23 protein-coding genes and 1 tRNA gene are annotated in these 26,288 nt (G+C 71.8%); 12 read left to right on the top strand and 12 right to left on the bottom strand.

Annotated elements, in window-relative coordinates; translation table 11 throughout:
- Nucleotides 1–5: 5 nt before the first annotated feature.
- Nucleotides 6–1,067, top strand: a complete 1,062-nt coding sequence (locus tag ACQP0U_RS31270; RefSeq protein WP_433314112.1) for an aspartate-semialdehyde dehydrogenase — start codon at nucleotides 6–8, stop codon at nucleotides 1,065–1,067.
- A gap of 130 nt (nucleotides 1,068–1,197) precedes the next feature.
- On the opposite strand, the gene ACQP0U_RS31265 is transcribed toward ACQP0U_RS31270, so the two are convergent.
- Nucleotides 1,198–2,562 carry a diguanylate cyclase gene (locus tag ACQP0U_RS31265; protein WP_433321302.1) on the bottom strand — a complete coding sequence of 455 codons (1,365 nt, stop codon included), beginning with the start codon at nucleotides 2,560–2,562 and terminating at the stop codon, nucleotides 1,198–1,200.
- A gap of 242 nt (nucleotides 2,563–2,804) precedes the next feature.
- Here ACQP0U_RS31265 and ACQP0U_RS31260 point away from each other — a divergent pair, with 242 nt between their 5' ends.
- Both ACQP0U_RS31260 and ACQP0U_RS31255 read left to right on the top strand, forming a co-directional pair.
- A complete protein-coding gene (locus ACQP0U_RS31260; protein ID WP_433314110.1) occupies nucleotides 2,805–3,584 on the top strand; it encodes a phosphodiesterase in 780 nt (259 codons plus the stop codon).
- Between the two features lie 9 nt (nucleotides 3,585–3,593).
- On the top strand, nucleotides 3,594–4,244 hold the full coding sequence (locus ACQP0U_RS31255; protein WP_433314109.1) for a histone deacetylase: 651 nt from the start codon (nucleotides 3,594–3,596) through the stop codon (nucleotides 4,242–4,244).
- Between the two features lie 110 nt (nucleotides 4,245–4,354).
- Here the strand turns inward: ACQP0U_RS31255 and ACQP0U_RS31250 are convergent, their stop codons facing one another.
- Nucleotides 4,355–5,152, bottom strand: coding sequence for an alpha/beta fold hydrolase (locus ACQP0U_RS31250; RefSeq protein ID WP_433314106.1), 798 nt, complete (start codon nucleotides 5,150–5,152; stop codon nucleotides 4,355–4,357).
- A 276-nt stretch (nucleotides 5,153–5,428) separates the two neighbouring features.
- On the opposite strand from ACQP0U_RS31250, the gene ACQP0U_RS31245 reads away from it, so the two are divergent.
- The gene (locus ACQP0U_RS31245) at nucleotides 5,429–7,135 is read left to right on the top strand and encodes a bifunctional metallophosphatase/5'-nucleotidase (RefSeq protein WP_433314104.1); all 1,707 of its coding nucleotides are present in this window, start codon (nucleotides 5,429–5,431) and stop codon (nucleotides 7,133–7,135) included.
- A 378-nt stretch (nucleotides 7,136–7,513) separates the two neighbouring features.
- Here ACQP0U_RS31245 and ACQP0U_RS31240 read toward each other — a convergent pair whose 3' ends face one another.
- A complete protein-coding gene (locus tag ACQP0U_RS31240) occupies nucleotides 7,514–8,791 on the bottom strand; it encodes an MFS transporter (RefSeq protein ID WP_433314101.1) in 1,278 nt (425 codons plus the stop codon).
- Between the two features lie 149 nt (nucleotides 8,792–8,940).
- On the opposite strand from ACQP0U_RS31240, the gene ACQP0U_RS31235 reads away from it, so the two are divergent.
- Nucleotides 8,941–9,414 carry a hypothetical protein gene (locus ACQP0U_RS31235; protein WP_433314098.1) on the top strand — a complete coding sequence of 158 codons (474 nt, stop codon included), beginning with the start codon at nucleotides 8,941–8,943 and terminating at the stop codon, nucleotides 9,412–9,414.
- A 40-nt stretch (nucleotides 9,415–9,454) separates the two neighbouring features.
- Here the strand turns inward: ACQP0U_RS31235 and ACQP0U_RS31230 are convergent, their stop codons facing one another.
- The 5 genes from ACQP0U_RS31230 to ACQP0U_RS31210 form a co-directional block, all read right to left on the bottom strand.
- On the bottom strand, nucleotides 9,455–9,706 hold the full coding sequence (locus ACQP0U_RS31230) for a hypothetical protein (RefSeq protein ID WP_433314095.1): 252 nt from the start codon (nucleotides 9,704–9,706) through the stop codon (nucleotides 9,455–9,457).
- A gap of 257 nt (nucleotides 9,707–9,963) precedes the next feature.
- Entirely contained in the window at nucleotides 9,964–11,412 is a 1,449-nt protein-coding gene (locus ACQP0U_RS31225) for a hypothetical protein (RefSeq protein WP_433314092.1), read from the bottom strand.
- Nucleotides 11,409–11,969 carry a SigE family RNA polymerase sigma factor gene (locus tag ACQP0U_RS31220; RefSeq protein WP_433314091.1) on the bottom strand — a complete coding sequence of 187 codons (561 nt, stop codon included), beginning with the start codon at nucleotides 11,967–11,969 and terminating at the stop codon, nucleotides 11,409–11,411. Before ACQP0U_RS31220 ends, ACQP0U_RS31225 begins: the two co-directional genes overlap by 4 nt.
- A gap of 188 nt (nucleotides 11,970–12,157) precedes the next feature.
- Nucleotides 12,158–12,234, bottom strand: a tRNA-Pro gene (locus ACQP0U_RS31215).
- 119 nt (nucleotides 12,235–12,353) lie between these two features.
- On the bottom strand, nucleotides 12,354–13,247 hold the full coding sequence (locus tag ACQP0U_RS31210) for a metallophosphoesterase (protein ID WP_433314088.1): 894 nt from the start codon (nucleotides 13,245–13,247) through the stop codon (nucleotides 12,354–12,356).
- A 25-nt stretch (nucleotides 13,248–13,272) separates the two neighbouring features.
- On the opposite strand from ACQP0U_RS31210, the gene ACQP0U_RS31205 reads away from it, so the two are divergent.
- Nucleotides 13,273–13,728 carry a GatB/YqeY domain-containing protein gene (locus tag ACQP0U_RS31205; RefSeq protein WP_030328082.1) on the top strand — a complete coding sequence of 152 codons (456 nt, stop codon included), beginning with the start codon at nucleotides 13,273–13,275 and terminating at the stop codon, nucleotides 13,726–13,728.
- Nucleotides 13,729–13,844: 116 nt separating this feature from the next.
- On the opposite strand, the gene ACQP0U_RS31200 is transcribed toward ACQP0U_RS31205, so the two are convergent.
- Complete coding sequence (locus tag ACQP0U_RS31200; RefSeq protein WP_433314085.1) at nucleotides 13,845–16,286, bottom strand: transglycosylase domain-containing protein; 2,442 nt, start codon at nucleotides 16,284–16,286, stop codon at nucleotides 13,845–13,847.
- Between the two features lie 407 nt (nucleotides 16,287–16,693).
- On the opposite strand from ACQP0U_RS31200, the gene ACQP0U_RS31195 reads away from it, so the two are divergent.
- The gene (locus tag ACQP0U_RS31195) at nucleotides 16,694–17,014 is read left to right on the top strand and encodes a WhiB family transcriptional regulator (protein ID WP_030328078.1); all 321 of its coding nucleotides are present in this window, start codon (nucleotides 16,694–16,696) and stop codon (nucleotides 17,012–17,014) included.
- 6 nt (nucleotides 17,015–17,020) lie between these two features.
- Here the strand turns inward: ACQP0U_RS31195 and ACQP0U_RS31190 are convergent, their stop codons facing one another.
- From ACQP0U_RS31190 to ACQP0U_RS31180, 3 genes are read right to left on the bottom strand one after another with little or no spacing between them, the layout of a single operon-like run.
- Entirely contained in the window at nucleotides 17,021–18,172 is a 1,152-nt protein-coding gene (locus ACQP0U_RS31190; RefSeq protein WP_433314083.1) for an ArsA family ATPase, read from the bottom strand.
- Between the two features lie 53 nt (nucleotides 18,173–18,225).
- On the bottom strand, nucleotides 18,226–19,203 hold the full coding sequence (locus ACQP0U_RS31185; protein ID WP_433314080.1) for an ArsA-related P-loop ATPase: 978 nt from the start codon (nucleotides 19,201–19,203) through the stop codon (nucleotides 18,226–18,228).
- A 26-nt stretch (nucleotides 19,204–19,229) separates the two neighbouring features.
- On the bottom strand, nucleotides 19,230–19,724 hold the full coding sequence (locus tag ACQP0U_RS31180) for an Rv0361 family membrane protein (protein WP_433321299.1): 495 nt from the start codon (nucleotides 19,722–19,724) through the stop codon (nucleotides 19,230–19,232).
- A 660-nt stretch (nucleotides 19,725–20,384) separates the two neighbouring features.
- On the opposite strand from ACQP0U_RS31180, the gene ACQP0U_RS31175 reads away from it, so the two are divergent.
- From ACQP0U_RS31175 to ACQP0U_RS31155, 5 genes are all read left to right on the top strand, one after another.
- Nucleotides 20,385–20,867 carry a hypothetical protein gene (locus tag ACQP0U_RS31175; protein WP_433314078.1) on the top strand — a complete coding sequence of 161 codons (483 nt, stop codon included), beginning with the start codon at nucleotides 20,385–20,387 and terminating at the stop codon, nucleotides 20,865–20,867.
- 44 nt (nucleotides 20,868–20,911) lie between these two features.
- Complete coding sequence (locus tag ACQP0U_RS31170; RefSeq protein WP_007466198.1) at nucleotides 20,912–21,067, top strand: DUF4177 domain-containing protein; 156 nt, start codon at nucleotides 20,912–20,914, stop codon at nucleotides 21,065–21,067.
- Nucleotides 21,064–21,525, top strand: coding sequence for a RidA family protein (locus ACQP0U_RS31165; RefSeq protein WP_433314075.1), 462 nt, complete (start codon nucleotides 21,064–21,066; stop codon nucleotides 21,523–21,525). Before ACQP0U_RS31170 ends, ACQP0U_RS31165 begins: the two co-directional genes overlap by 4 nt.
- Before the next feature lie 123 nt (nucleotides 21,526–21,648).
- On the top strand, nucleotides 21,649–22,485 hold the full coding sequence (locus tag ACQP0U_RS31160) for an MBL fold metallo-hydrolase (protein WP_433314073.1): 837 nt from the start codon (nucleotides 21,649–21,651) through the stop codon (nucleotides 22,483–22,485).
- A complete protein-coding gene (locus tag ACQP0U_RS31155) occupies nucleotides 22,482–26,129 on the top strand; it encodes an adenylate/guanylate cyclase domain-containing protein (protein WP_433314071.1) in 3,648 nt (1,215 codons plus the stop codon). Before ACQP0U_RS31160 ends, ACQP0U_RS31155 begins: the two co-directional genes overlap by 4 nt.
- Nucleotides 26,130–26,288 lie beyond the last annotated feature (159 nt).

Raw genomic sequence — 26,288 nt, 5'->3', positions numbered from 1 at the left:
CGCCGATGACGGCGCTGCCCACCCTCGCCGTGGTCGGAGCGACAGGTGCCGTCGGCACCGTGATGTGTGAGCTGCTCACCGGGCGACGCAACGTCTGGGGTGAGATCCGGCTGCTCGCCTCCGAGCGCTCCGTCGGCCGCCGGGTGCGCTGCCGGGGCGAGGAACTCGTCGTCCAGGCGCTGACCCCCGAGGCGTTCGACGGGGTCCACGTCGCCATGTTCGACGTGCCCGACGAGGTCTCCGCCGAATGGGCGCCGATCGCCGTCGACCGGGGCGCGATCGCTGTCGACAACTCCGGCGCGTTCCGGATGGACCGCGACGTCCCACTCGTCGTTCCGGAGATCAACCCCGAGCAGGTCCGCAACCGGCCCCGGGGCATCATCGCCAACGCCAACTGCACCACCCTCGCGATGATCGTCGCGGTCGCGCCGCTGCACCGCGAGTACGGCCTACGAGAGCTGGTGCTCGCCTCCTACCAGGCGGTCTCCGGCGCCGGCCAGTCCGGCGTCGACATCCTGCACGACCAACTCGCCAAGGTCGCCGGCGATCGGGCGCTCGGCTCGCGCACCGGCGACGTACGCCAGGCGGTCGGTGACGAGCTGGGCCCGTTCCCGGCGCCCATGGCGCTCAACGTGGTCCCCTGGGCCGGCTCCCCGGCGGACAGCGGCTGGTCATCCGAAGAGATGAAGATCCGCAACGAGTCGCGGAAGATCCTCGGCCTCCCCGACCTCAAGGTGTCCGCCACCTGCGTCCGGGTGCCGGTGGTCACCGCGCACTCGGTGGCCGTACACGCGGTCTTCGCCACCGAGGTCGACGCCGAGGGTGCCCGCGAGGCGCTCCGCAACGCCCCCGGGGTGATCCTGGTCGACGACCCCGCGGCCGGTGAGTTCCCGATGCCGATCGACGCCGTCGGCACCGACCCGTCCTGGGTCGGGCGGATCCGCCGCGCCCTGGACGACCCCCGGGCTCTGGACTTCTTCGTCACCGGCGACAACCTCCGCAAGGGCGCAGCCCTCAACACCGCCCAGATCGCCGAACTCCTGGCCAAGGAACTCCGCAACCCCTGACCGCCCCCGCCCCCGCTGCGGCGATCTTGCAGTTTTTCTGCGGCGACATAAGGGGTCAGAGCGACAAAACGACGACCGAAAGTGCAAGATCGGCGGGGAAGAGGGGCGCGCGGGGAGGCGGGGAGGGCGGTTAGGCGGCGGAGAGGTGTACGCCGTCTCGGCCTTGGCGTTTTACCGCGTAGAGGGCCTGATCGGCTCTCTTCAGGGTGCGGTCGGGGGTTTCGCCGGGACGGGGTAGCGCGACGCCCACGCTGATCGTGCGGCCGACACGTCGGGCCGCCTCGGTCAGGCGTTCGGCGATCCGGACCGCCTCCTCCGGGCGGCTCACCTCGATCACCGCGACGAACTCGTCGCCGCCGATCCGGTACAACTCGTCGCCGTGCCGCAGCGCACCCTCCAGTGCCCGCGCCAACCCGATCAGCACCCGGTCGCCGGCCTGGTGGCCGTACGTGTCGTTGACGGTCTTGAAGCCGTCCACGTCGATCGCCAGCAGGGCCGTACGCCCGGGGGTGGCCGCCGCGATCCGCTGCCCGAACGGGCCGGTGTGCCCCAGCCCGGTCAGCGGGTCGGAGCTGGCCTGCTCCCGCAGCCGGGCCAGTGTGCGCAGTCGGTCCACGCTCGTCCACGCCTGCCCGGCGAGCAACTCCATCAGGCTGACAGTGGTCGGGTCCGGACGAAGCGCGCGTTCGTCGGCCACCAGCAACACCCCGCCGGCATCCGTCGGCCCGACCGGCACGGCGACAAGCGTGCGTACCCCCGCCCGGGTCAGCGGACGGTAGTCCTCGGTCGGGGGATGCCCGGCCTCGCCGAGCGTGTACCCGGCGCCGTACCGGTGTGCCCGGTCGACCATCCGATCCAGGGCGGCCGGACCCGCCCCGGACAGCTCGGCACGGATCCGGATCTCCAGGTCAGTCGGCGTCGCCGGGGACGGGCCGAGCTGACCGCCGATCAGCAGCAGCGCGGTGGAGAGAGTGGAGACCTCCCGGGCGGCGCGGGCCGCGGCCCCCATCACCTCCCCCTCGGTCGGTGCGGAGGAGAGCGCGGCGGCGTGCCGGAGCAGCTTCTCGCTGCGGCTCTCCGCAGGTGGGCCACCGAGGGCGGCGATCCGCGCGCCGAGCCGGTCGGCCAGCCGCTGCGCGGTCTCCCGCCACGGCTCCAGGTCGGTCGGCTCACTCCACTGCAGGTCGAGCACCCCGATGGCCCGGCCGGTCGGGTCCAGCACCGGTACGCACAGCTCGGCGGTCACGTCCGGGCGTACCGGTAGGTAGTCCGGGTCGACTGTGACGTCCGGGACGACGGCGGGAGCGCCGGTGGCGTACACCCGGCCGACGATGCCGGTCCGCGCCGGCACGGTGGCGAAGACCTGCCAGGCCCCGGTCGCCGCGACGCAGCGCAGGCGGTCGTGGACCCCGAGCAGTACGGAGATGGTCGCCGGGGTGTGGCGGGACAGCGCGGTGACCGTCCACCGACACGCCTCCGGCGTGCTCGACGCCATCGGCAGGCGGACGATGACGTCACGGATGACTCGCTGATGATCCACTCGCACGTCGTTCCAGGTAGGGGAGGGGCCCGGCCGACGCCGAACCGCTCGATCAAGCGTACTCACGGTGGCGGGGACCGACCGGGCTTCGTACACACGTGCTATCCACAGCCTGTGGACGCGGCCTGTGGACTCGTGCCCCCGGATGCCGTGCCCGGCGATAGCGTGGAGCACCCCGGCGTCGAGGAGGCGAGCCAGTGCTCATCGCCCAGCTCAGTGACCCGCACCTGACCACCGGCCTGCTCGCCGCCGAACCGGCCGCCGGGTTGCACCGAGCGCTCGGCCGGGTGCTGGCGTTGCGACCCCGCCCGGACTGCGTGGTGATCAGCGGCGACCTGGTCGACCACGGCCAGCCCGACGAGTACGCGGCGCTGCGCGAGGTGATCGGCCGTTTCCCGCTGCCGGTGCACCTGGCCACCGGTAACCACGACGACCGGGAGTCCCTGCTCGACGCGTTCGGGGGCACCCCGTGGCTCGGCGGCGGCTTCTCGGCCTACTACCACGTCGACCACGAGGCGGCGTCCGTCGTGGTGCTCGACTCGCTCGTCCCCGGCAGCGACGGCGGGCAACTCGGCGAGGAGCAGCTCGGCTGGCTCGACGGGGTGCTGGCCGGGCGGCCCGAGGTGCCCGCCGTGATCTTCCTGCACCACCCGCCGGTCGCGGTCGGCATCCCCGTGGCGGACTCCATCCGGCTCGCCGACGGTGACGCGCTCGCCGAGGTGATCGGCCGGCACCGACACGTCGTACGGGTCGCCGCCGGGCACCTGCACCGCCCGGTCACCACGGCGTACGCGGGCACGGTCCTCACCGTGGCCCCCAGCACGTGGAGACAGAGCACGCTCACCATGAGCGCCGACGAGCAGATCGGCTGGGTCAACGAGCCCACCGCCTTCCTGCTGCACTCGGTCGAGGCCGGTGGCTGCGTGACCCACACCGTGCAGGTCAGCCACTCCGCCGGGCAGACCTGCGGCTTCTGAGGCGTCGTCGTGCTGGTCTGGTACGTCTCGTACGGCTCGAACATGCACGCCGCCCGGCTGGCCTGGTACATCGGCGGCGGCTGCCCACCCGGCGGTAAGCGGACGTACCCGGGCTGCCGCGACCGGCGCCCACCGAGCCGGTCGGCACCCGTGTCGCTGCCCGGCGGCATCTACTTCGCCGGCGAGTCCGGTGCCTGGACCGGCGGCATGGCCTTCTACGACCCGCACCTGCCGGGCGAGGCCGCGGCCCGCGCCTACCTGGTCACCCTGGAGCAGTTCACCGACATCGCGGCCCAGGAGATGTACCGGCCGCCGGGCGACACGGCCGACCTGATCCCGGCGACCGGCGCGGCCATCGACGCCGCCGTCGCCGACGGACGGGCCACGCTCGGCCCGGGACGGTACGAGACCCTTGTCTGCCCGGGCAGCCGCGACGGTGTTCCGATGCTCACCTTCACCGCCCCCGAGGGGGCGTCAGCCGCGCGGTGCCGACCACCCGCGCCGATCTACCTCGGCATGATCGCCCGAGGGTTACGCGAGTCGCACGGCTGGCAGGCCGGACGGATCGCCACCTACCTGGCGGCCCGGCCCGGCGTGGCGGGTGCCTGGCCACCGGACGCCGTAGCGGCACTGGTCGACGAGGTGCTGGCCGGCAGCTGATCCGCCCGTGGCCCGCCGGCTCCCGTGGCCCGCCGGCTCCCGTGGCCCGCCGGCTCCCGTGGTCGGTTGGCTCCTGTGGCCGGCGGGCTCCCGGCCGTGCGCCGGTGCCGTCAACCGAGCAGGAACTCGCGCAGCACCGGTGCCAGCGTCGTCGGCGGCACGTCGTGGAAACCACCGTCGAGGCTGACGGATCGGCCGCCCGGGATTGCCTCGGCGGCGGCCCGCGTCGCGTCCCGCAACCACTGTGGACTGCCGGTGCTGTCGACCCCGAGGGTCGGCGCGGTGATGGCCCCCAGCCGGTCGGCGGGGAGTCGCCCTCCGGCGGTGACGATCGCGTCGTACACCAGGGTGTGCGCGATCGCCGTCAGCCCGGCCCACATCGGCTGCGACCGCATCCCGGAGACCTGCTCGGCCGGCAGCCCCACCGAGGCGCTGAGGAAGGTCTCCACCGCGCCGTCCCGGTCGTCGGCGGCGATCAGCTCGATGAGCTGCGGGGTGATGTCCTTGGAGACGCCCACGTGCGAACCGACCTGAAACGGTGGCTCGAACAGGACCAGCCCGGTCACCGGCAGGCCCTGCGCGGTGGCGAGGGCGGCCAGCACGGCGCCGGAGGAGATGCCGTAGACGGCGGCCGAACCACCTGCCGCCGCGATCAGGGCAGCCAGGTCGTCGATCTCACGGCCTATCTCGTACGGGGCGGTGTCGCCGCTGTGGCCCCGACCCCGACGGTCATAGCCGAAGGCGGTGAAATCAGGTGCCAATGCCGCACCCAGGTCACGGGTCGCGTTGCGATCACTGAACGCGCCGCCGACCAGGATGACCGCCGGCCCGGCACCGGACCGCTCGAACGCGATGGGCGTGCCGTCCGCCGATCGCACCTGCTCCACCACTGGAGTTGATCCGCCCACGATGCCTCCTGCCGGCGTTGACTGTCCCGTCCTTTCTAGACCCTGGCTCCGACACTGTCCGGCAGACCGCGTTAAACGGTGATCGATTCCGACCTCGGCGTACACGCTGCTCCGATGTGCTGCCCGGGTCGACCGGTGGGCATCCGGATGAGAGGCTGTCGGGGCGGGGGCCATGCTCAACCACCGCCATCCGCGAACCTTTCGACGGCGTTCGTCGGCGACCCCGGTCGACTCAGAGGCCGGGCACCGTACGCGCCGATTCTCACGAGGAGATCCATGTTCATACCCGGGATGCGTCGGGCCGCTGTCGGCCTGACCGCGCTCGCGGTGGCCGCCTTCGGCGCGGTCGCCACCAGCCCTGAGCAAGCCGACGCGCGGCCGAAGCCGGTCGACGTCACCCTGCTGGCCCTCAACGACTTCCACGGCAACCTCGAACCGCCGACCGGGTCCAGCGGCACCATCGCCGGGCAGTTCGCGGGTGGCGTCGAGTTCCTGGCCACCCACCTGGCCGAGTTGCGCGCCGCCGCCAAGAAGAAGAACACCATCACCGTCGCCGCCGGTGACCTGATCGGCGCGTCCCCGCTGCTCTCCGCGGCGTTCCACGACGAGCCGACCATCGAGGCGCTGAGCATGGCCGGGCTGGACTACGCCAGCGTCGGCAACCACGAGTTCGACGAGGGCGCCGCCGAGCTGCTGCGGATCCAGAACGGCGGCTGCCACCCGGTGGACGGCTGCATCGACGGCACCCCGTACCGGGGGGCCGGCTTCCAGTACCTGTCCGCGAACGCCTTCAAGACCGCGACCGGCAGGCCGCTGATGGCGCCGTACGCGATCCACAAGGTGCAGGGCGTCAAGGTCGGCTTCATCGGGATGACCCTGGAGGGCACCCCGCAGATCGTCAGCCAGCAGGGCGTGGCCGGCCTCACCTTCGCCGACGAGGCGGAGACCGCCAACCGGTACGCGCGCGAGCTGCGTCGCAAGGGCGTACAGGCGATCGTGGTTCTGCTGCACGAGGGCGGCACCCAGGCCGCGACCGGCGGGATCAACGACTGCGTCGGCATGACCGGGCCCATCGTGGACATCACCAACCGGATGGACCCGTCGATCGACGTGGTGGTCAGCGGGCACACCCACCAGGCGTACAACTGCGACATCAACGGCAAGCTGGTCACCAGTGCCAGCTCGTTCGGTCGCCTGGTCACCGACATCGACCTCAAGATCGATCGTCGGAGCGGCGACGTGCTCTCCGCCGCCGCGAACAACGTCGTGGTCAGCCGGGACGTGGCCAAGGACCCGAAGCAGACCGCGCTGATCGAGCGGTACAAGTTTGAGCTCGGCCCGGTCGCCGGCCGCCAGGTCGGTGTGACCACCCAGGCGATCACCAAGACCCAGGAAACCCTCTTCGGTACGAGTCTGGGCGAATCGCCGCTGGGCAACCTGATCGCCGACGCGCAGCTCGCCGCCACCGACGACGAGCAGAACGCGGTTGCCGCCTTCATGAACCCGGGCGGGGTCCGGGCCGACCTCGACGCAGGCCCGGTCACCTACGAGGAGGCGTTCACGGTGCAGCCGTTCGCCAACAACCTGGTGACACTGGACCTGACCGGTGCGCAGCTCTACTGCGTTCTGGAGCAGCAGTTCGTCACCGGTCGGACGCTGTACCCGTCGGCCACGGTCGGCTACGTGGTCGACCCGAACGGCACCACCGGGACCGTCGCCGACCCGTGCGCCGGCACCCGCGTGGTCCGGGGCAGCCTCACCCTCGGCGGCACCGCCGTCGACACCGCAGCCACCTACCGGGTGACGGTGAACAACTTCCTGGCCGGCGGCGGCGACGGCTTCAGCGCCCTCACCGGCGGCACGAACCTGGTCACCGGCCAGATCGACCTGGACGCCTTCGTGGACTACCTGACCGCCCAGTCGCCGGTCTCCGCACCGACGCTGGACCGGATCCGCACCACCGCCGAGGTCCCCGCCGCCTGACGGCCGACCTCGCGATCATCGGGCCCCGGAGCACCAGCTCCGGGGCCCGACCCGTCCCAGACACCACCTGCGCCGCGCCGTTCCGCCCCGGCGTCCGCGCTTGCCCGCGTCCGCCCGTGTCCGCCCGTGTCCGCCCGCCCCCGCGCGCGCTTCGGGCAAGATCGCGCTCGAACCAGGATGTAGTGGCCTCGGCGCGCGGGGACGCCACTACATCCAGGATCGAGCGCGATCTTGGTGCGGGGTGCGGGGTGCGGGGTGCGGGGTGCGGGGTGCGGGGTGCGGGGTGCGGGGTGCGGGGTGCGGGGTGCTTGACACGGGCAGGGGCGGCGCGGGGTGCGGGTGCGGGGTGCGGGCATGTCACGGGGGCGCGCGGAGGGGTCAGGTGAGGGCCGGGGTGGGGGACGCCGGGGCTGCGGTCGCCAGGCCGTCCTGCTCCGTGGTGAGGAGTCGGCGCAGGGAGAGCGCGACAAGCGACGCGATCAGGCAGCCGCCCACCACGGTCGCGACCCAGACCATGCCGTGGGCGGCGCCGATGAGCGGGCCGGCGGTCACTGGGCCGATCACGCCGCTGACGCCAAAGATCATCGAACTCATCGCGTTGTACCTGCCGCGTAGGTCGTCGGTGGCCAGCGCGTTGGTCAGTGCGGGCATCACCGGGGACAGCATCGTCTCGCCGAAGCCGAAGATCGCCGAGCAGAGCACCACGCACAGGGCGGCCAGGACGGCGTTCTCGCCACTGACCAGGCCGGCTGCGCCGAGGACCAGCCAGGCGGCGGCGAACACCGCCCCCACCACGGCCAGCGCCCCGGTGCGGCTGCGCCCCTCGATCCGGCGGATCACCAGCAGTTGCGCGAGCACGATCATCACGGTGTTGGCCGCGAGCGCCCAGGCCACGACCCGGGGGTTCACCTCGGCCACCCGCACCGCGAACGCGGCGAAGCCCACCTCCACCTGCGCGTACCCGCAGGTGGTGAGGATCAGCCCGAAGATCACCAGCCGCCGGAACGGGCGGTCACGGAGCACCGTCAGGTAGCCGCCGGGCGACGGCTCGTCGACGCCCCGACGTTTGCCGAGTCGGTGGCCCACCCCGGGCAGTGTCAGCAGGATCAGCGCCGGCAGCAGGTAGGTCACCGCGTCCAGCACGTAGATCGTCTGGAAGGTGCCGGGCCGTGCGGTGTCGACGATCGCGCCGGAGGTCATGCCACCGATGCCGATGCCGAGGTTGAGCAGGGCGAAGTTCAGCCCGAAGACGCGTTGCCGTTCGTCGTCGTCGGTCAACGACGCGAGGATGGTGTTCTGCCCGGACCAGATCGCCGAGCTGCCGATGGCGATCACCGTCATCACCAGCAGGGCGGAGCCGGTCGAGTGGACCAGCGCGAGCGAGCCGGTGCCGATCGCCTCGATCAGCAGGCAGGGCACCACCACCCGGCGGGCGCCGATTCGGTCGATCAGCGTCCCACCCAGCGGCGACAGGGCCAGGGTGACCACGCCGTACCAGCCGATCACGAGCCCGGCACGGGTGTCGGTGAGCCCGCGTACGTCGGTTAGGTAGATGAACAGGAACGGCAGGGTCAGACCCCGCCCGATCGCCGACAGCAGAGTGCCGATGAGGAGCCGGCGAGCTTCCGAACGGCGGGGCAGGGCACGACGCAGCATGCCGGCATTCTGTTCGGTGGGTCTGACGCCGCGCGAACTGTTTCGGCCACGCCTCGCGGTCACCGGGCCGTCGGGTGACCAATCCCACGTTGATCCACTCGCCGTGATCGCGGGCCGTCGCTGTCCGCCGGGTCTGCGATGCTGGCGCGATGACCGGCACCTGGCGACATCTCCCCGCTACCGCCCGCGCCATCGCGGTGACCGCCACGGCGGCCGTCGCCGCCGCCCAGGCACGCGACGGTCGGGCGTACGACGAGGCGGTCGTCGGTCTCGCCGCGGACGAGCGTTCCGGCCTGGTGCTCGGCGCGGTGGTCCGGTTGCTGCTGGAGGAGAGCCACCCGGACGGGTTGGCCGGCGACGACATCCGCCAGGTGTTGACCCGCTGCGTACAGGAGTCGACGCGGTGGCGTTCGGACGTCGACCCGCACGTGGTGCTCGTCCTGCTGGCCGGCGCGTTGGGGGTGTACGACCCCGACGGCGACGAGTCACCTCCGGACGCGTCGGCTCTGGCCCGACACGCCCCGCTGCTGGTGGCCGACCTGTTGACGGCGACCAGCGTGCCGTTGGACGACTACCTGGCCGCTGCGTTCGCGGAGATCGAGCGCACCGAACGGCAGGACTGACCTGCCCGTGCCACCTCCAACGATGTGGCACGGACAGGCGTCAGGCCGGGTCGGGGGTCCGTTGCGCCACGACCTCCAGGTATTCCCCGGGGATGCGGATCGTGGCGTCGGTGGCGCGGTTGTGCGTGCGGGCTAGCTCCGCCTTGAACGCCTTCAACGTCGGCCCGTAGTTGGCCCGGAAGAAGTCGGCGAACTCCTCGGGTGTGCCGAGGCGGAAGACGAACTCCCGGCGTACCGCCCCGCAGGTCGCTGACCGCGGCGCCGAGCAGCTCGCGGACCCGGCCCTCGTCACCCCATTCGACAGGTGGGCGCAGCCCCGCCGGTGGCGGCACATGCCGCCCCACCGTGCGGAACAGGTCGCCGATGAAGCCCTCCGGCGTCCACGACGCCAGCGCCACCGTGCCGCCGGGCCGGCAGACCCGAACCTGACGGTGTGGCGTGTCGCTGGCGTTAGGGGTGGAAGCGCCTCGGGGATCGGTAGAAACACCTATAAGTCGGCAGCACCGCCGGTCAGCGAGGCGTTCCCGCCAGCGGTTCACCCCGACGTGATCACTCCTGGTTCCAGGTGTCGGTCTCGGGTGTCCGCTGTGCACCCTGCTCGGCCACCTGGCCGCCGGCAATGGTCCTGCCGGACCCGTCGAGCGCCTCCAATACGAGGCCGTCGGTGGGGCGGGGTACCCGCATGACCGTTCCGGAGCCGTTGGCGGCGCTCCTCGCCACCTCCTGCCCATCCCGCAGGACGCGCACCGTGGTGGCGGCTGCCGGCGTCACCACGAGCAGGACCTGCTGGCCCTCGTCACCGGCGGCGCCATCGTCGACGGACACGGCAAGCACGCCGGAGGGATCGGTCGGGTCAGTCATCGTGGTGAAGGAGGCACCGGTGCTGAGCACGCCGTCGGACCGTGGCTGATCGGGGGCGATCGACACCTCGCCGACCCAGCCGCCGCCCACCGTCGGAGCAGTCAGGACCGTCACCTGGGCGCCCTCCGCCGACGGTTCTCCGGCGCTCGGCGACTCGCTGGCCGGGTCGGTGGGGAGGCCAGCGACGTGCCCGCCCCACACCACGCTCGGAAGGGCGGTCAGGCGGTAACCCTCCGACTGGGCCCACTCGTACACCAACTCTCGGGCACGCTGCTGCTCGACACTGCCGCGTACGTGGGACATCGCCGTCGCTAGCTGCGCGTCGGTGATCGGCTTGCTGGCCAGCGAACCCGGCCCGGGCATGAGCTGACGAGTCACCGCGCCGCAGTCGACCCGCCACCACTCGGGCCGTTTGGTCTTCGCCGTACGGACCAGGTAGGACCCGGTCGGCTCCGGGGCCCACCGGAAGGTGTCGCCGTCGGGCAACGGTGAGCTGAGGAAGACGCAGCCGGTCGGAGCGATCGCGACGTGCGCCGACTCCGGACCATCCACGGCCAGGCTCTCGTAGGGTTCCAGAGCGTCGCTGACCCCTCGGACGGCGGCAGTGCTGGCCAGTTCCTGAGCGCTGGCCCCCTCGTCGGCGACCAGCCACACCGCGGCGCTCGGCCAACCGGTGACCGGATCGGGCTGGCTACGGACGAAGGCGGCGAGCGCGACCCGCCGGCCGTCCACATCGTCGGCGAAGAGGATCTTCACCCCGCTCACCGGCACCGTCAGGCGGGAGAATTCTCCCCGGCGCTGGGCGGCCAACAACTGTTCGGAGAGCTGACGCACATAGCTGCTGTCCCCGGCGACCGCGCCGCGCGGCGGCGACTGGAGGAGCCGGTCCGACCACGCCAGCACGGGTGCGATGGACTCGGTCGGGTCGGCCGGTAGTGGCTGCGTGGTCCGGCCGGGGCTGGCGATGGCGAAGGCCGTGCTTCCGACCGAGACCACGAGGGCCAGGACCAGCCCGCCGAGGCGTCGCTGCCGGCTCCGTCGGTATCGCGCCCTTGCCCGGCCGTACGGATCCGGCTGCGGGGTGAGTGTCCTGCTCAGCTCGGACAGCGCCCGGCTCAGCTCATCGTCGACAGTCATGGTGTTACCCCCGTCATCCTCGTCGTCCCGGTCGGTGCTGGATCAGTTGACACTGGTGTCGGGGTCGCAGTCGGTGGCGGAGTCTCCGGTGCCAGCGCCAGACGCAGGCGAGCCAACCCTCGTGACGCGCGACTCTTGACCGACCCGACGGAGCAGCCGAGAGCGGCCGCGACCTCCGCCTCCGGCAGATCGACCACGTACCGAAGCACGATCACGGCACGGGTCCGAGGTGTCAGCGCCCGCATCGCCTCGTAGAGGGCGCGCCGCTCGGTCACCGTCTCGGTCATGTCCCGGGTGGGCCGCTCTGGGAAGAACGCCGTCACCACCTCGTGCATCCGGTGGCGGCGCCACATGCTGATGTGCTGATTGATCATGACTCGTCGCAGGTAGGCCATCGGATCGTCGACCCGACGCCACCGACGCATCACCTTCACCAGCGCGGCCTGCACGAGATCCTCGGCATCCTGGGTCGAACCGGTGAGGTGGTACGCCACGCGCAGGAGATCCATGTAGCGCGCCTCGACGAACTCTCGAAAATGCTCGTCGTCAACTGCCATAAGCCCTCGCCTCGATTGGTTACCTCTCACGACTCCGTCGAGGGCCAAAAGGTTGAAGGCTGGTGGCAGACGCGGCACAGAGTCCCGGTCCGCTGCGGTGGACCAGCGCGAACTCAACGGGACGTGGTCGCCGCTGGGGGCCGTGGATATGCCGGAGGGCACATCCACCGGATGTGCCCTCTTGCCTCTGGTCGGGGTGGCCGGATTCGAACCGACGACCTCTTCGTCCCGAACGAAGCGCGCTACCAAGCTGCGCCACACCCCGAGGCGTGCCGACAAATAGTAGCCCACCCGCCCTGATGGTCAAACTCGGTACCCCCGCCGCCCCGACCCCGCCGCGGATCTTGGATCGGGGGAGGGGGAGAGGGCGGCGGGCAACCCGGGTCAGCGGGGGATGAGGGTGAGGATGCTGGCCTCCGGGGGGCAGGCGAAGCGGACCGGGGCGGTCGGGTGGGTGCCGAGGCCGGCGGAGACGTGCAGCCAGGAGTCCGAGCCCGGCCACCGGTGCAGACCGCGCGCCATCGAGCGGGGCAGGCCGCAGTTGGTCACCAGCGCGCCGAAGCCCGGTACGCAGACCTGACCACCGTGGGTGTGCCCGGCCAGCAGCAGCCCGAAGCCGTCCGCCGCCATCTGGTCGAGCACCCGTGGCTCGGGTGAGTGCGTCAGCGCGATGGACAGGTCCGCCGAGGACGACACCGCGCCGGCCACGGCGGGGTAGTCGTCCCGGTCGATGTGCGGGTCGTCCACGCCGACCAGGTCGAGCTGCCGGCCACCTGCCTTCAGCGTGGTCCGGGCGTTGTTGAGGTCGGCCCAGCCGGCGCCGGTGAACACCTGACGCAGTTCCTCGTAGGGCAGCTCGACGCCCTCGGTGTACTCCCGGTCGGGCAGGAAGTAGGTGAAGGGGTTCTTCAACACCGGCCCGGTGTAGTCGTTGGAGCCGAACACGAAGGCACCCGGGTAGTCCAGCAGTGGTTGCAGGGCCCGCAGCACCCCGGGCACCGCGCCCGGGTGCGCCATGTTGTCGCCGGTCACCACCACCAGGTCGGGGTCGAGGGCGGCCAGCGACGCCACCCAGCGCTGCTTGCGCGCCTGGTCGGGCATCATGTGCAGGTCCGACAGGTGCAGCACGCGCAGCGGCTCCGCGTCGGCCGGGAGCACCGGCACGTCGTACCGCCGCACTGTGAACATGTTGCGCTCGACGAGCGACGCGTACGCGAGGGTGGCCGCGCCGATCGTGGCGGTTCCGGCGGCGAGCCGGAATAGTGTGCGCTTTCGCATGGCGTTCAGGGTAGTTTGACCGTCCATGAGCACGCTGAAGGACCGCCTCACTGCCGACATGCGTTCCGCGCTCAAGGCGCGCGACGAGCTGACCACCTCCACGCTGCGGATGGCCCTGGCCGCCGTCGGCACCGCCGAGGTCGCCGGCAAGGCCAAGCGCGAGCTCACCGATGACGAGGTGCTCGCGGTGCTGACCAAGGAAGCCAAAAAGCGTCGGGAGGCGGCCACCGCCTTCGCCGACGCCGGCCGCGCCGAGCAGGCCGCGAAGGAGAGCGCCGAGGGTGAGGTGTTGGACCGCTACCTGCCCAAGCAGCTCTCGGACGCCGAGCTGACCGAGCTGGTGTCGGGGGCGCTCGCCGCGGGCGGCTTCACCGGCAAGGCCCAGATGGGCCCGGCGATGAAGGCGGCCCAGGCCGCGGTGGCGGGCCAGGCCGAGGGTGGCCGGGTGGCCGCCGAGGTACGCCGACAGCTCGGTCTCTGACCCGGCGCGACCAGCGACGTCACGCGGCGGTGGTCGCCGGCGACAGGTAGGGCTGGACAGACGGAACGGGCGGGCACCCAAGGAGGGTGCCCGCCCGTTGTGTCCTACCCGTCGGCTCAGCCGCCTGGACGTCCGCCGGGTCGATTGGGCTGGTTGCCGGGCGGGTTGCCGGGCGTGCCGTCCGTGTTGCCCGGTGTGCCGCCGCCGCTGCTGACCTGGATGGTGACCACGCCACCCTTGATCGTGCGTCCGTCCGGGCTGGTGCCGGCCGCGTCGCCCGCCTTGCAGGAGGACGGCACCTTCGAGCTGGAGACGACCGGCTCGAAGCCCGCGCCCTTGAGCCGGGACTTCGCCTGATCCACCGAAACGCACTTCACGTCGGGGATGCTGCGCTGGTCACCCTCGGAGATCTTCTGGCCCGGCGCCTCGAACTGGATCCGCGGTTTGCCAACCATGGCGTCCCGCAGCGTCTCGTACACCGGCGGGTTGATGCCGTCCTTCTCCTTGTGCTTCATCTTGACGTTCGTCTGCGGCCAGTCCGGGTCGGCCATGATGCCGGCCACCGAGTACTGCTTGGTCATGGCGACCAGGGCGGCCGTCTTCTCCGAGTCGGTGGTGCCGGACTTACCGGCCACCGGCGCGTTGACGATGCCCTTCACGTTGGCGGCCGTGCGGCTGCCGCCGCACTTGCTGGTGCTGGAGTTGTCGCCGACCGGGCAGCGTGCGGCATCCACGGCGGCCCGGGCCACCTCGGTGCTGAACCGCTTCTCACAGCGCGGGTTGGCGATGTCCAGCTTGTTGCCCTCCGGGTCCCGGATTTCCTGCACCGGGATCGGCTCGCAGTACTTGCCGTCCGCCGCGAGGGTCGCGTACGCGTTGGCCAGGTCGAGTGGCGTGGTGGAGGAGACACCCAGGGTGAAGGCACCCCACTGGTGGGCGGCCTCCTTGGTCGCGGCGAAGCTGGCGTCGTTGCTCGCCCGGAACTGGATGCCGGCCCGTCGGGCGGCGTCGACGACCTTCTCCGCACCGACCTGCTGTTGCAGCGGGACGAAGTAGGTGTTGACCGACGCGCTGAAGGCGCTCCACATGGTCTGCACGCCGCCGGCCTTGAGGCCGGAGTTGGTCGGGCAGTAGAAGTGGGTGCCCTTGCAGGCCGCCGGGCTGCTGCTGTCGATGATGTATTCCGACTTGAACTGCTGCGGCGCGTTCATCGAGTAGCTGAGCGGGATGCCCTTCTCCAACGCGGCGACGATGCTGAAGATCTTGAAGGTCGAGCCGGCCTGGTAGCCGGTGATGCCGTTGCCGCCGGTGAGCAGCGGGTTGACGGTCGCCGGGTAGTTGCCTCGGATCTTCTTCTTGCTCTTCGCCGGATCGCTGGAGAGTTTGTTCTTCGGGTTCTTCGGGTCGTCGAGCTTGAACTGCCGGTTGACCGCGAGCGCCCGCACCCGGCCGGTGCCCGGCTCGACGACCGCGACCATGGCGGCTTCCTTGCTGTTCACGCTCTTGGCCTTACGGACCGCCTTGTCCGCGCCGCGCTGCGCCTGGATGTCGATCGAGGTCACGACGGTGTAGCCGCCGCTCTTCAACCGGCGCTCCCGGTCGTACGTGGTCGAGCCGAACGTCTCCTGATCCATCCACCAGCGGTAGAAGTAGTCGCAGAAGAAGCCCCACTCGTTGACGTTGGCGGCGACGCAACCGTTCGGGGTGCGCTTGTCCTTCACCACCAGCTTGGTGGCCTTGGCGGCGTCCGCCTCCTGCTGGGTGATGGCCTTGATGTCGACCATGTTCTGGATGACGTAGTTGCGCCGATCCAGCGCGAGCGGGTAACCGGCCTCGGTGGTCGGATCGTTCGTCGTCGGCGCCTTGACCATGCCGGCCAGCAACGCCGCTTCCTCGATCTTCAGCTTGCTCGGTGGCTTGCCGAAGTAGACCTGGCTGGCGGCGTAGATGCCGTACGCGCCGTTGCCGAACGAGGCGAGGTTGAGGTAGCGGGTGAGGATGTCGTCCTTGGAGAATTCCTTGTCGACCTGGAGGGCCAGCTTCATCTCGCGGAGCTTGCGGGCGCTGGTGTCCTCGGTCGCCGCGACCACGTCGGCCGGGTGGGTGGCCGAGTAGGCGATGGCCAGCCGGACGTACTGCATGGTCAGCGTCGAGGCGCCCTGCCGGCCGCTGCCCTCGCTCTGGTTGTTGACGAACGCGCGGGCGACACCGTTGATGTCGACGCCGTTGTGCTTGTAGAAGTCATGGTCCTCGGCCGCGATGATGGCCTTCTGCATGAACGGCGAGATGTCGGCGAGCTTCACGTCGCGCCGGTTCTCGTCGTACATCGTCGCGAGCGGGGTCTTGCCGTCCGACGCCAGCAGGTAGCTGATCTGTGGCGCGCGGGCCACCGTCAGCTCCGTGGGTAGGGCACCGAAGGTCTCGGCGCCGGCCTTCGCGGCCAGGCCGGACATCGCTACCGCGGGGAAGGCCGCCGCAGCGACCACCACGCCGGCCAACAGGCCACACACGAGTAGCGATGCGGCGTTGGTCAGCACATTGTGGTCACGTTTCCGCATCCAGGTCACCTCGACAGGGTACGCGAGTAGGGAACGAGGGGCGCTGGGGCGTTCTTTCCCCATTTCCTGCGCGCGCTGCCCTCGTTGTGCTAAACGCACGACCCCCGGTGCTTGGTTGCGTGTGACCTGGCGTGAGTCTCCTCCGATTCAGTGAGGCGGCGCAGCGTTATCGCTGACCTCGGCGGGGTAACCGGCGGTCGAAGGCCCGGGAAGCCGGGAGTGTCCGGAATGATGGATTTCGCCGACAACGTTGCGTAATCAGTCGACTACAGAGCATGATGGGGGCGGCGACAGCGCCACATGTCGTCCGTGCCGCCTTGGGGAAGGCAGGCCGGGCGATCGGGGGGAATTGCCGGCTGACGTGCATCGACGAGGTCGGTAGGTACTGCAAGGGGGGACGTGTACACATGGGCATGATCACTGACTGGCCGTCACTGGCGGCATGTCAGAACGGGGACCCGGACGCGTTGTTCGTACAGGGCGCCGAACAGAACGTGGCGAAGCGGATCTGCCGGAGCTGCCCAGTTCGGTACGAGTGCCTGGCCGACGCGCTGGACAACCGGATCGAGTTCGGTGTGTGGGGCGGCATGACCGAACGCGAACGGCGGGCGCTCCTGCGTCGTCACCCGCAGGTGACGAGCTGGCGCAAGATGTTCGAGGCCGCGATGAAGAAGAACAGCAAGGACAAGGCTGGCAAGGACAAGATTCTCGTCAGCGCGGCCAACTGACGCCGGTCACGGCCGGCTGATCGCCGCGCCGATTGTCCGTAGCCCGTCGACGTCGTGCACGTCGGCGGGCTGCGCCGTAACCGAAACCGCCGGCACGGCCGGGAACGCCTCGGTGAAGCGCGCGGCGACCTGCTGCTCGCGTACCGCCTGGCGAGCCAGCGTCGCGTGCGCCCGCAGCACGTCCGCGGTGGCCTCGTGCCCACCCAGCTCGGTCAGCCGCTCGGCGGCGACCCGGCTCTGCTCGGCGTCCAGCTCCGGGACCGCCGGGCGGTGCACCCGGTTGAGCACCAGGCCGGCCAGCGGCATCCGCTCGTCCCGCAGACGGCCCGCGAAGTAGGCGGCCTCCCGGACCGCGTCCGGCTCCGGTGTCGCGACCAGCAGAAAGGCCGTCTCCCGTGCCTGCAGGATGCGGTACGTCTGCTCGGCGCGCTGCCGGAAACCACCGAACATCGAATCCAGTGCCGCCACGAAGCCGGACAGGTCGGTGAGCAGCTGCGCGCCGAGCACCTTCTGCACCACCTTCGAGAACATCCCGAACGAGGCCGTGACCAGGCTGAACATGCTCCGGCCGCCGGTGCGCGCCGGGGCCAGCAGCAGGCGCAGCATCCGGCCGTCGAGGAAACGGGAGAGTCGAGCCGGCGCGTCCAGGAAATCAAGTGCCGAGCGGGACGGCGGCGTGTCCACCACGATCAGGTCCCATTCGCCCCGGGCGTGCAGTTGGCCCAGCTTCTCCATCGCCATGTATTCCTGGGTGCCGGCGAAGGTCGAGCTCATTGCCTGGTAGAACGGGTTCGCGAAGATCTCCGCGGCCTTCGTCGGGTCGGTGTGCTGCAAGACCACGTCGTCGAAGGTGCGCTTCATGTCCAGCATCATGGCGTGCAACTCGCCGCCGTTGCTCTCGACGTCGATGCCCTTGACCTGGCGAGGGGTGTTGTCCAGCTCGGTCAGGCCCAGTGACTGGGCCAGCCGGCGGGCCGGGTCGATGGTGAGCACCACCGTGCGCCGGCCGTGGTGCTCGGCAGCCCGCAGCGCCAGCGCCGCGGCCGTGGTCGTCTTTCCCACTCCGCCGGCACCGCAGCACACGACGATCCGCACGCCCGGGTCGGCGAGGATCTGGTCGACGTCCAGCTGCGGCGCCGCGTCTTCGGAAGGCACCAATCGAGCGTATCGGGCCGGTGGGTCCGCGCGCCCGTGCTGCGCTCAGGTGTGAGTCATTCGGCGCGGACGAGGGCCTGGGCCAGCGTCGCGAGGCCGGCCCGGTCCACCCCGTCCGGCAGCAACGGCAGCTCGGTCATCGGCAGCCCCAACTCCACCAGGTCGGCGCGGAGCGAATCCTCCAGTTCGCGCCGGATGAGCTGGTCACGTGCCTCATCGTGCAGCCCGGCCACGATGCCCCTGTCGGCGGGCAGCCCGGCGGCGACCAGCCCGCGCCGCAACTCCGCCGCCGTGACCGCCGGTCCGGCGGGCAGCGGGGGTCGGACACCGTTGACGATGACCTTCCCGACGCCGAAGCCGAGGCCGGTCAGGTCGGCGATCGCGTCGACCGTCTCCTGGATGGGCATCTCCTCCAGCAGCGTGACCACGTGCACCGCGGTCATCGGGGACCGCAGCAACGCGGCGACCCCCTCGCTCTGGGTCTTGATCGGGCCCATCTTGGCCAACCGGGCGGTCTCCGCCGTCACGTTGAGGAACCGGCCGATCCGCCCGGTCGGCGGGGCGTCCAGCACCACCGCGTCGTACGCGCGCCGCTGCCCGGTGGTGCGGGTGGTGGCCTCCTTCACCTTGCCGGTGAGGAGGACGTCCCGCAGGCCGGGCGCGATGGTGGTGGCGAAGTCGATGGCGCCGAGCTTGCGGAGTGCCCGGCCCGCCGCGCCCAGTTTGTAGAACATGTCCAGGTACTCGAGCAGCGCCTCCTCGGCGTCCACCGCGAGCGCGCGCACCTCACCGCCGCCCGGGGCGTCGGCGAGGTGCCGTTCCTCGTAGGGCAGCGGGTCGATGCCGAAGAGCTGGGCGATGCCCTGCCGCCCCTCCACCTCGACCAGCAGGGTGCGCCGGCCACCGGCGGCGAGCGCGAGAGCCAGCGCCGCCGCCACGCTGGTCTTACCGGTGCCGCCCTTGCCGGTCACGACGTGGAGGCGCGCGGGCCATCCGGTACCGGCCGGGTCGATCGGACGCTCAGCTGCACACACCCGTCGAGCCTATCCAGGCTGGGCGGTCACGCGACCTCGCAGACCCACCAACCCGTCTTCTGCACCACAGTGAAGCGCAGCTCCTGGTCGGCCACCTTCTCGTCGGCGGTGGTCATGGTGAGCCGGGTCGAGACGGTGGCCCGTTCCCCGGTCTGGTTGTCCACCTTCGGGGTGGTCCACCGGAAGCGCGGGTTCTGGTAGGTGGAGGCGAACTTCTCCACCTCGGCCACCTTCGCGGCGATCTTGTCGTCGTCGCGGGAGGCGGCGCAGACGTGACTGGCCGCCTTGGTCGCGTCGCGATCCTTGTAGACCGCGGTCAGGAACTCGTCGACGGCGACCGCAGGCTCCTTGGCGCCCTCGCCGGTCTCGGCATCGCGCAGGGTCAGGAAGGCCACCACACCGCCGCCCACGCAGAGCACCATGATCACGACCAGTGCGATCGCCGCGATCAGCAGGCCGCGCTTCTTCTTCGGCTCAGCCGTGCCCTGGTAGGGCGGGTAGGCGGCCGGGGGCGGGGGAATCGGCGAGGGGTTCGGGGTGCCCGGCGACGTCGGCGCGGCGGCCGAGGTGGGGCCGCCATGCCCGTCCGGCTGCCCGGGGAAGGTCGGCTGGGTGGGGCCGGCTGGCTGCCCGGGGAAGGCCGGTGAGCTGGGGGCGGCGGGGAGCGCCGGCTGGGCGGGGGATGCGGGGAGGGCGAGCTGCCCGGGCGGCGAAGCGGGAGTCGGCTGGCTGGGGATGGCCGGCGTGCCGGGCTGACCGGCGGGCTCCGGGTGGGCCGGCGGGTGAGTGGGTGTGCCGGCCTGGTCGCCGCTGGGCGGGTGGGTCATGTCTTTCCCCCAGGGGTGCGGCGCCCGCCGCCACCCCTGGCGCCGAGCGTGATCGAGCGGGCGGCCGGGCGCTGCGCGACCGTCCGACCGGAAGGGTAGCGGTCGATGACCGGATCGGTGTCTCCGCGGCCGTGCCGCACGGCCCACCGATCCGGTCGGCGGTACCCGGGTCCGATTCGGTGTCGGGCCTCCGACCTGCGGTGTGTCGCATATGTGACTGTTGGTGCCCCCTTGTGCGCGTCCTGTTGGCGGGACTGCGGCCACAGACCTACCTTCGTCCCGGTGCGGGGGCCGGAACGGACGAATGGGTCCGGGCCGGAAGCATGGTCCGAGAGGTACGACCGGAGGCAGTGCATGCGCGACGCGGACAACATCCCTCGCACCCAGTTCCCGACGAACGACCGGCCCCGCCGGCCCGGGTCCGTGGTCGAGGCCGGCGGGCAGGTCACCAACCAGCCGATCAACGAACGGTCGTACCGCCGGATGCCGGAGCAGGTGGAGACGGCTCGGGTGTCGACTCAGCCCGCCGAGCGGACCCGCGACGACGACGAGGCGGGCTTCGTCATCCACCTGCCGATCCGGGTGCCGAATCTGGCGGCGGCGACAGTGCTGGCCGGCCGGGTCGCGGTGTCCCTGGGGTTCCTGCCCGAGCTGGACGCCGGCGAGACCACCGTGTCCAACGCCGACGATCAGAACAACAGGCACCGGGTCTTCTGTGATCTGCTGCTGCCCGACCGGTCCCGCTGCCCCCAGGGGTACGAGCACGAAGGGCGCTGCGGGGAGCTGCCGGCCGCGCCGGAGCAGCGTCCCGTACCTCGTCCGGTCAGCGGACCGTAGGCTGTCCCTCGAACAATTCCGCACCGAGAGGGAGCCCTTCAGCGATGCAGAAGTGGGAATACTCCACGGTCCCGCTGCTGGTCCACGCGACCAAGCAGATCCTCGACAACTGGGGCGAGGACGGGTGGGAACTCGTCGCCGTGGTCCCCGGCCCGAATCCGGACCAGCTGGTCGCCTACCTGAAGCGGCCCAAGGCGTGAGCAACGGTCCGCACGCGAAGCTCGCCGAGCTGGGTCTCGAACTGCCCGAGGTCGTGCCGCCGGTGGCCAGCTACGTCCCGGCCGTGCAGTCCGGGCAGCACGTGTACGTTTCCGGCCAGTTGCCGATGGCCGAGGGCAAGCTGCTCGCGACCGGCAAGGTGGGCGCCGGGATCTCCGCCGACCAGGCGAAGGATCTGGCCCAGCGGTGCGGGCTCAACGCGCTGGCTGCGGTCGACTCGCTGGTCGGCCTGGAGAACGTGGTCAAGGTGGTCAAGGTGACCGGTTTCGTGGCGTCCGCGCCCGGCTTCACCGGTCAGCCCGCCGTGATCAACGGTGCTTCCGATCTCTTCGGCACCGTCTTCGGGGAGGCCGGCCGCCACGCGCGCAGCGCCGTAGGTGTGGCCGAGCTGCCCCTGGACGCCCCGGTGGAGATCGAGCTGATCGTCGAGGTCGCCTGACACGTCCCCATCGCCCCGCGATCTTGCACTTCCTGCCCGGACGAAAGCCCTGAACGGGGATGAATCAGGGGCCGCAAGTGCAAGATCGTGGGGTGTGGCGGGCGGGGTCGTACGATCGCAGCCATGAGCGGGCACGTGACGGGGGCGGTGGCGGCGCTTGCCGACGAGTTGCCCCGCTGGGTTTCACTGCTGCGTGCGCCGAACCCGGGGCCGATGACCCTCGACGGCACCAACACCTGGGTGCTGCGCGCCCCGGCAGCCGAGCACGCCATCGTGGTCGACCCGGGGCCGGCGGACGAGGGGCACCTGACCAGGATCGCCGAGCACGGCCCGATCGGGCTGATCCTGATCACCCACGGCCACCCCGACCACACCGAGGGCGCGGCCCGGCTGAGTGAGCTGCTCGGCGGCGTGCACGTGCTCGCCGTCGACCCGGCGCACACCATCGGCGGGGAGCCGCTGACCGCGCCGGGCGAGCACTTCGGCGGCTTCGGTCTGCACATCAGTCTGGTGCAGACGCCGGGGCACACCGCCGACTCGGTTTGCTTCCTGGTCGAGCACGACGACGAGCGGGTGGTGCTCACCGGTGACACCATCCTCGGCCGGGGCACCACCGTGGTCGCCCACCCGGACGGACACCTCGGTGACTACCTGACCAGCCTGGAGCTGCTGTCCGCGTACCGGGGGATTCCGGCGCTGCCCGGGCACGGCCCGGCGCTGGCCGACTGCGCCGCCGCCGCCGATTTCTACCTCGCCCACCGCCGGGCCCGGCTCGACCAGGTCCGGGCGGCGGTCGCCGCCGGCGCCCACACCCCTGCCGACGTGGTGGCGACGGTCTACGCGGACGTGGACCGTTCACTCTGGTGGGCGGCCGAATGGTCGGTCCGTGCCCAGCTGGAGTATCTGGGCGTCGACACCGGGGAATCCGCGCCCGGGGTCAGTGGGTTGGAGCACATGTGACCTGCCCCGTGTGTGGAACCGTTGCCGTTCCCGGCGCGCGGTTCTGCCACAACTGTGGTGCCGCGCTGCCGGCAGCCGCCACGTTGCCGGCGGCCGAGCGCCGGGTGGTCACCGTGCTCTTCGGTGACCTCTCCGAGTTCACCTCCTGGTCGGAGGACCTCGACCCGGAACGCGTCGGCGCGGTCACCGACCGGGTGCTCGCCGCGCTCGCCGGTGCGGTGAAGACGTTCGGTGGGCACGTCGACAAGCTGACCGGTGACGGCATCATGGCCGTCTTCGGCGCCCCGGTGGCGCACGAGGACGACGCCGAACGCGCTGTCCGGGCCGCCCTGTCCATGCAACGGGCCGTCCGCCGGGTGCTCGACGACGAGCGGGGCGGCGGCGCGCCGCTCGGGCTGCGGGTCGGGTTGAACACCGGCGACGTCATCGCGGGCATCCAGGCCGCCATCGAGTACACGGTCATCGGCGACACGGTGAACACGGCGGCCCGGCTCGCCGACGCCGCCGCGGTCGGGGCCGTCTACGCCGGTGGACGCACCGCCGCGGCCACCAGGCACGTCTCCTCCTGGCGGGCGCTGCGCCCGCTGCGGCTCAAGGGCAAGCGTGAGCCGGTCGAGGCGTACGAGCTGCTGGGTTTGCTGGACGCCCCGGGTACCCGCTCGGGGCTCGGCGACGAGGCGCCGTACGTCGGTCGGGAGACGGAGATCGGCCGGGTCGCCGGCCGGCTCGCCGAGGTGATCGACCAGGGCGATCCACGGGTACTGCTGATGACCGCCGAGGCGGGTATCGGCAAGTCCCGGTTCGCCGCCGAGGTGGAGCGCCTCGCCGCCGGGTACGACGTCGGTGCTGGCAGGTACGCCGCGCACACCGGGGCCCGGGTGCTGTCGGTGCGCTGTGCCGCGTTCGGGGAGCGGCGACGGCTCGCGCCCCTGGCCGACCTGGTGCGGGCCGCCGTCGGTCTGCCCAGCGACGCGTCCACCGCGCTGACCCGCCCGGCGGTGGAGGAGCGGCTGCGTCGGCTCGGGCAGCGGCTCGCCCGTTCCGGTGCGGAGACCGCGCCGATCGCCACGGAGCAACTGCTCGCCCTGCTCGGCTATGCCGAACTACCGGCGCACGGTGGCACCGACAGCGGCGAGTGGGGCGGATCGGGCACTCCGGCCGCCGATGCCGAGGTGGTGCCGAACGCGGTCGCCGACCTGCTCAGCGGGCTCGCCTCGGAGGCGCCGCTGGTGATCGTGGTGGACGACCTGCACGATGCCACTGCCGAGACGATAAGTGCGCTGGGGTGGACCCTGTCCAGGCTCACCGGGCCGGTGCTGGTGCTGCTGCTCGGCCGTCCCGAGCTGGTGCGTACCGCCGGCGCGTTGACCCGGGTCGCGGACGCCGAGGTGCACTCGCTGCCGCCGCTGCGCGGCGCCGACGCGGCCCGGCTGCTCACGAGTTACCTCGGCGGCGGCAAGCTGCCGCAGGCCGACGCCGACCGGTTGCTCGCCACCGCGCAGGGCAATCCGTTCTACCTGGCTGAGCTGGTCACCCTGCTGATCGAGCGGGGTGCGCTCACCACCGAGTCGGTGCGCGGTGCCGCGTCCGCACGGGGTGCCGCTGTGGAGCGTCCCGGCGCCGGTGAGCGGGAGCCGAGCGGGTCGACCGGCTGGCGGTTGGTGCCGGGTTCGCTGGGCAGCCGGCTGCTCTCCCGGGACCTCGCCGCCGTGCTCGCGGCCCGGATCGACGCGCTGCCGCCGGACGCCCGGTCGGTGCTGCGCGACGCGGCGGTCACCGGCGACACGGTGCCGACCGGCGCGCTGGAGGCGATGCGGGAGCAGCGCGGCGGCCGCGACGGCAGGCCGTCGGCAGTGGTCGCCGTGGAGCTGGACCGGGCGGTCGAGGAGTTGCTGCAACGCCGGATGCTGCACCGCTCGCGTAGCGGCTACGCGTTCGCGACACCACTCATGCGGGAGGCCGCGTACGCCGGGGTGAGCAAGGCCGAGTTGGCTGAGCGGCACGCCGCGCTGGCCCGCTGGGCGGCGCCGGTGGACGACGCCACGGCCAGCACGGTGGGTGGGTTCACCGACGAGGCTCGGGACGACTTCGTGGCGACGCACGTCGAGCGGGCCGCCACGCTCGCCGACGCGGTGAAGCTGCGCCCGGACGCGCCGGCCCGCGCGGTGGTTCCGCTCGGCGTCGCCGCGCTCGGTCGGGCCGCCCGCCGGTCGCTGTCCGCCGGTGAGCCGGCAATGGCCGTCGAGTACGCCGAGCGCGCCACCGAACTGGCCCGCGACGGGGTGCCGGCAGCCGATCGGGTGGTGCACGCACGGGCGTTGCTCCAGGTCGGTCGCGTCGCCGACGCGTTGGCGTACGCCGAGAAGATCGCCGCGAACGCGGGGGACGAGGCCACCCGGGTCAGTGCCCTGCTGTTGGCGGGGCAGGCGCAGGAGACCCTCGGCGACCAGGGTCGGGCGGTGACCGCCTGGCAGGAGGCGTTGCAGGTGGCGACCGAGGGTCGGTTGCCCACGCAGCGGGCCACGGCGATGCGCCGGCTCGGCATGGCCGACTTCGTGGCGGGGCGGCTGAGTCAGGCGAGCAGCCGGTTGGCGGCCGCGTACCAGGTCAGCCTCGGCGCGCAGGACCGACGCGGGCAGGCGTGGTCCCTGCAGAACCTGGCCTGGGTGACCACCACCCGCGGTGACTTCGCCGGTACGGACGCGGTGCTCGGCCGGGCCGCCCGGCTCTTCGCCGAGCTGAAGGACCCGTACGGGCGGGCCTGGCTGCGCGGCACGACGGCGTTCGCCCGGCTGCTCGCCGGCCGGTTGCGCGAGGCGTGTCGGATGGCGCAGGTGTTCCTGCCGTTCGGCGAGCGGGTCGGTGAGGCGTGGGCGGTCGGCACGTTGCGCGCGGTGGCGGCGTTCGCCACCGCCGAGCTGGGTGACCTGGCCGAGGCGGACCGGGAGGCCCGGCGGGCGTACCGGGAGTTCGCCGCCGCCTCGGACGACTGGGGGCGGGGGTTCGCCCTGGTGGTCCGGGCGGTGGTGGCGCGCGGGTTGGGTGAGCCCGAGCACGCGGCGGATCTGCTCACCGACGCCCTGGCGTACGCGGAGCGCACCTCGCATCCGCTGCTCACCGGGATGGCCGGGACACTGCGCGGCTTTGTCGCGTTGGACATGGGCGACTGCGAGACGGCCGAGCGGGTGGCCCGCGCGGTGCTGACCGCCGTGGAGCCGCACAACCCGCAGGCTCCGGCCCAGGTGGCGCCCCGGGTGTTGTTGGCGACGGCCCGCCTCGCCGCCGGCGACCCCGCGACCGCGGTCGGGCTGCTCGCTCCGGTGGCCACGGCCGCCGCGAACGCACCCTCGCTGCTCTTCTCCCGCCGCCAGACGATGGCCCAGTACGCTGCGGCGCTGCTCGCTCACGGTCAGCGGGAGCAGGCGTTGGACTGGGCCCGCCGGGCGGTCACCGCACCTGCCGAGGACGTGCGCAGCCAGGTGATCGCGGCGAGCGTGCTGGCCGAGGCGTTGGCCGCCTGCGGGCAACCGGCGGAGGCGCTGTCCTGTGCGGACGAGGCGGTCCGCCTGGCGTACGCGACCGAGCAGCGCAGCGAACGCGCCGCAGCCGACGCGCTCCGTACCCGTCTCTCCGCCCTGGTCTGACCTCCCGCTGGTGATCAGAGGGTTGGGTCATCTTGATCAACTTTGGCGAGGGCGCAGGGGTGCAGGTTCTGCCGGTTCCGGGGATGTGGTGGTCGGGGTGAGCGGCTAGCGTGTCACCACCGCGTACGGGTCCACAGTGGTGACCGTCGCCGTGCCTGG

The sequence above is a fragment of the Micromonospora sp. CA-269861 genome (assembly GCF_050948505.1).
Classification (GTDB): Bacteria; Actinomycetota; Actinomycetes; order Mycobacteriales; family Micromonosporaceae; genus Micromonospora.
This window is presented reverse-complemented; position numbering and strand designations above follow the sequence as displayed.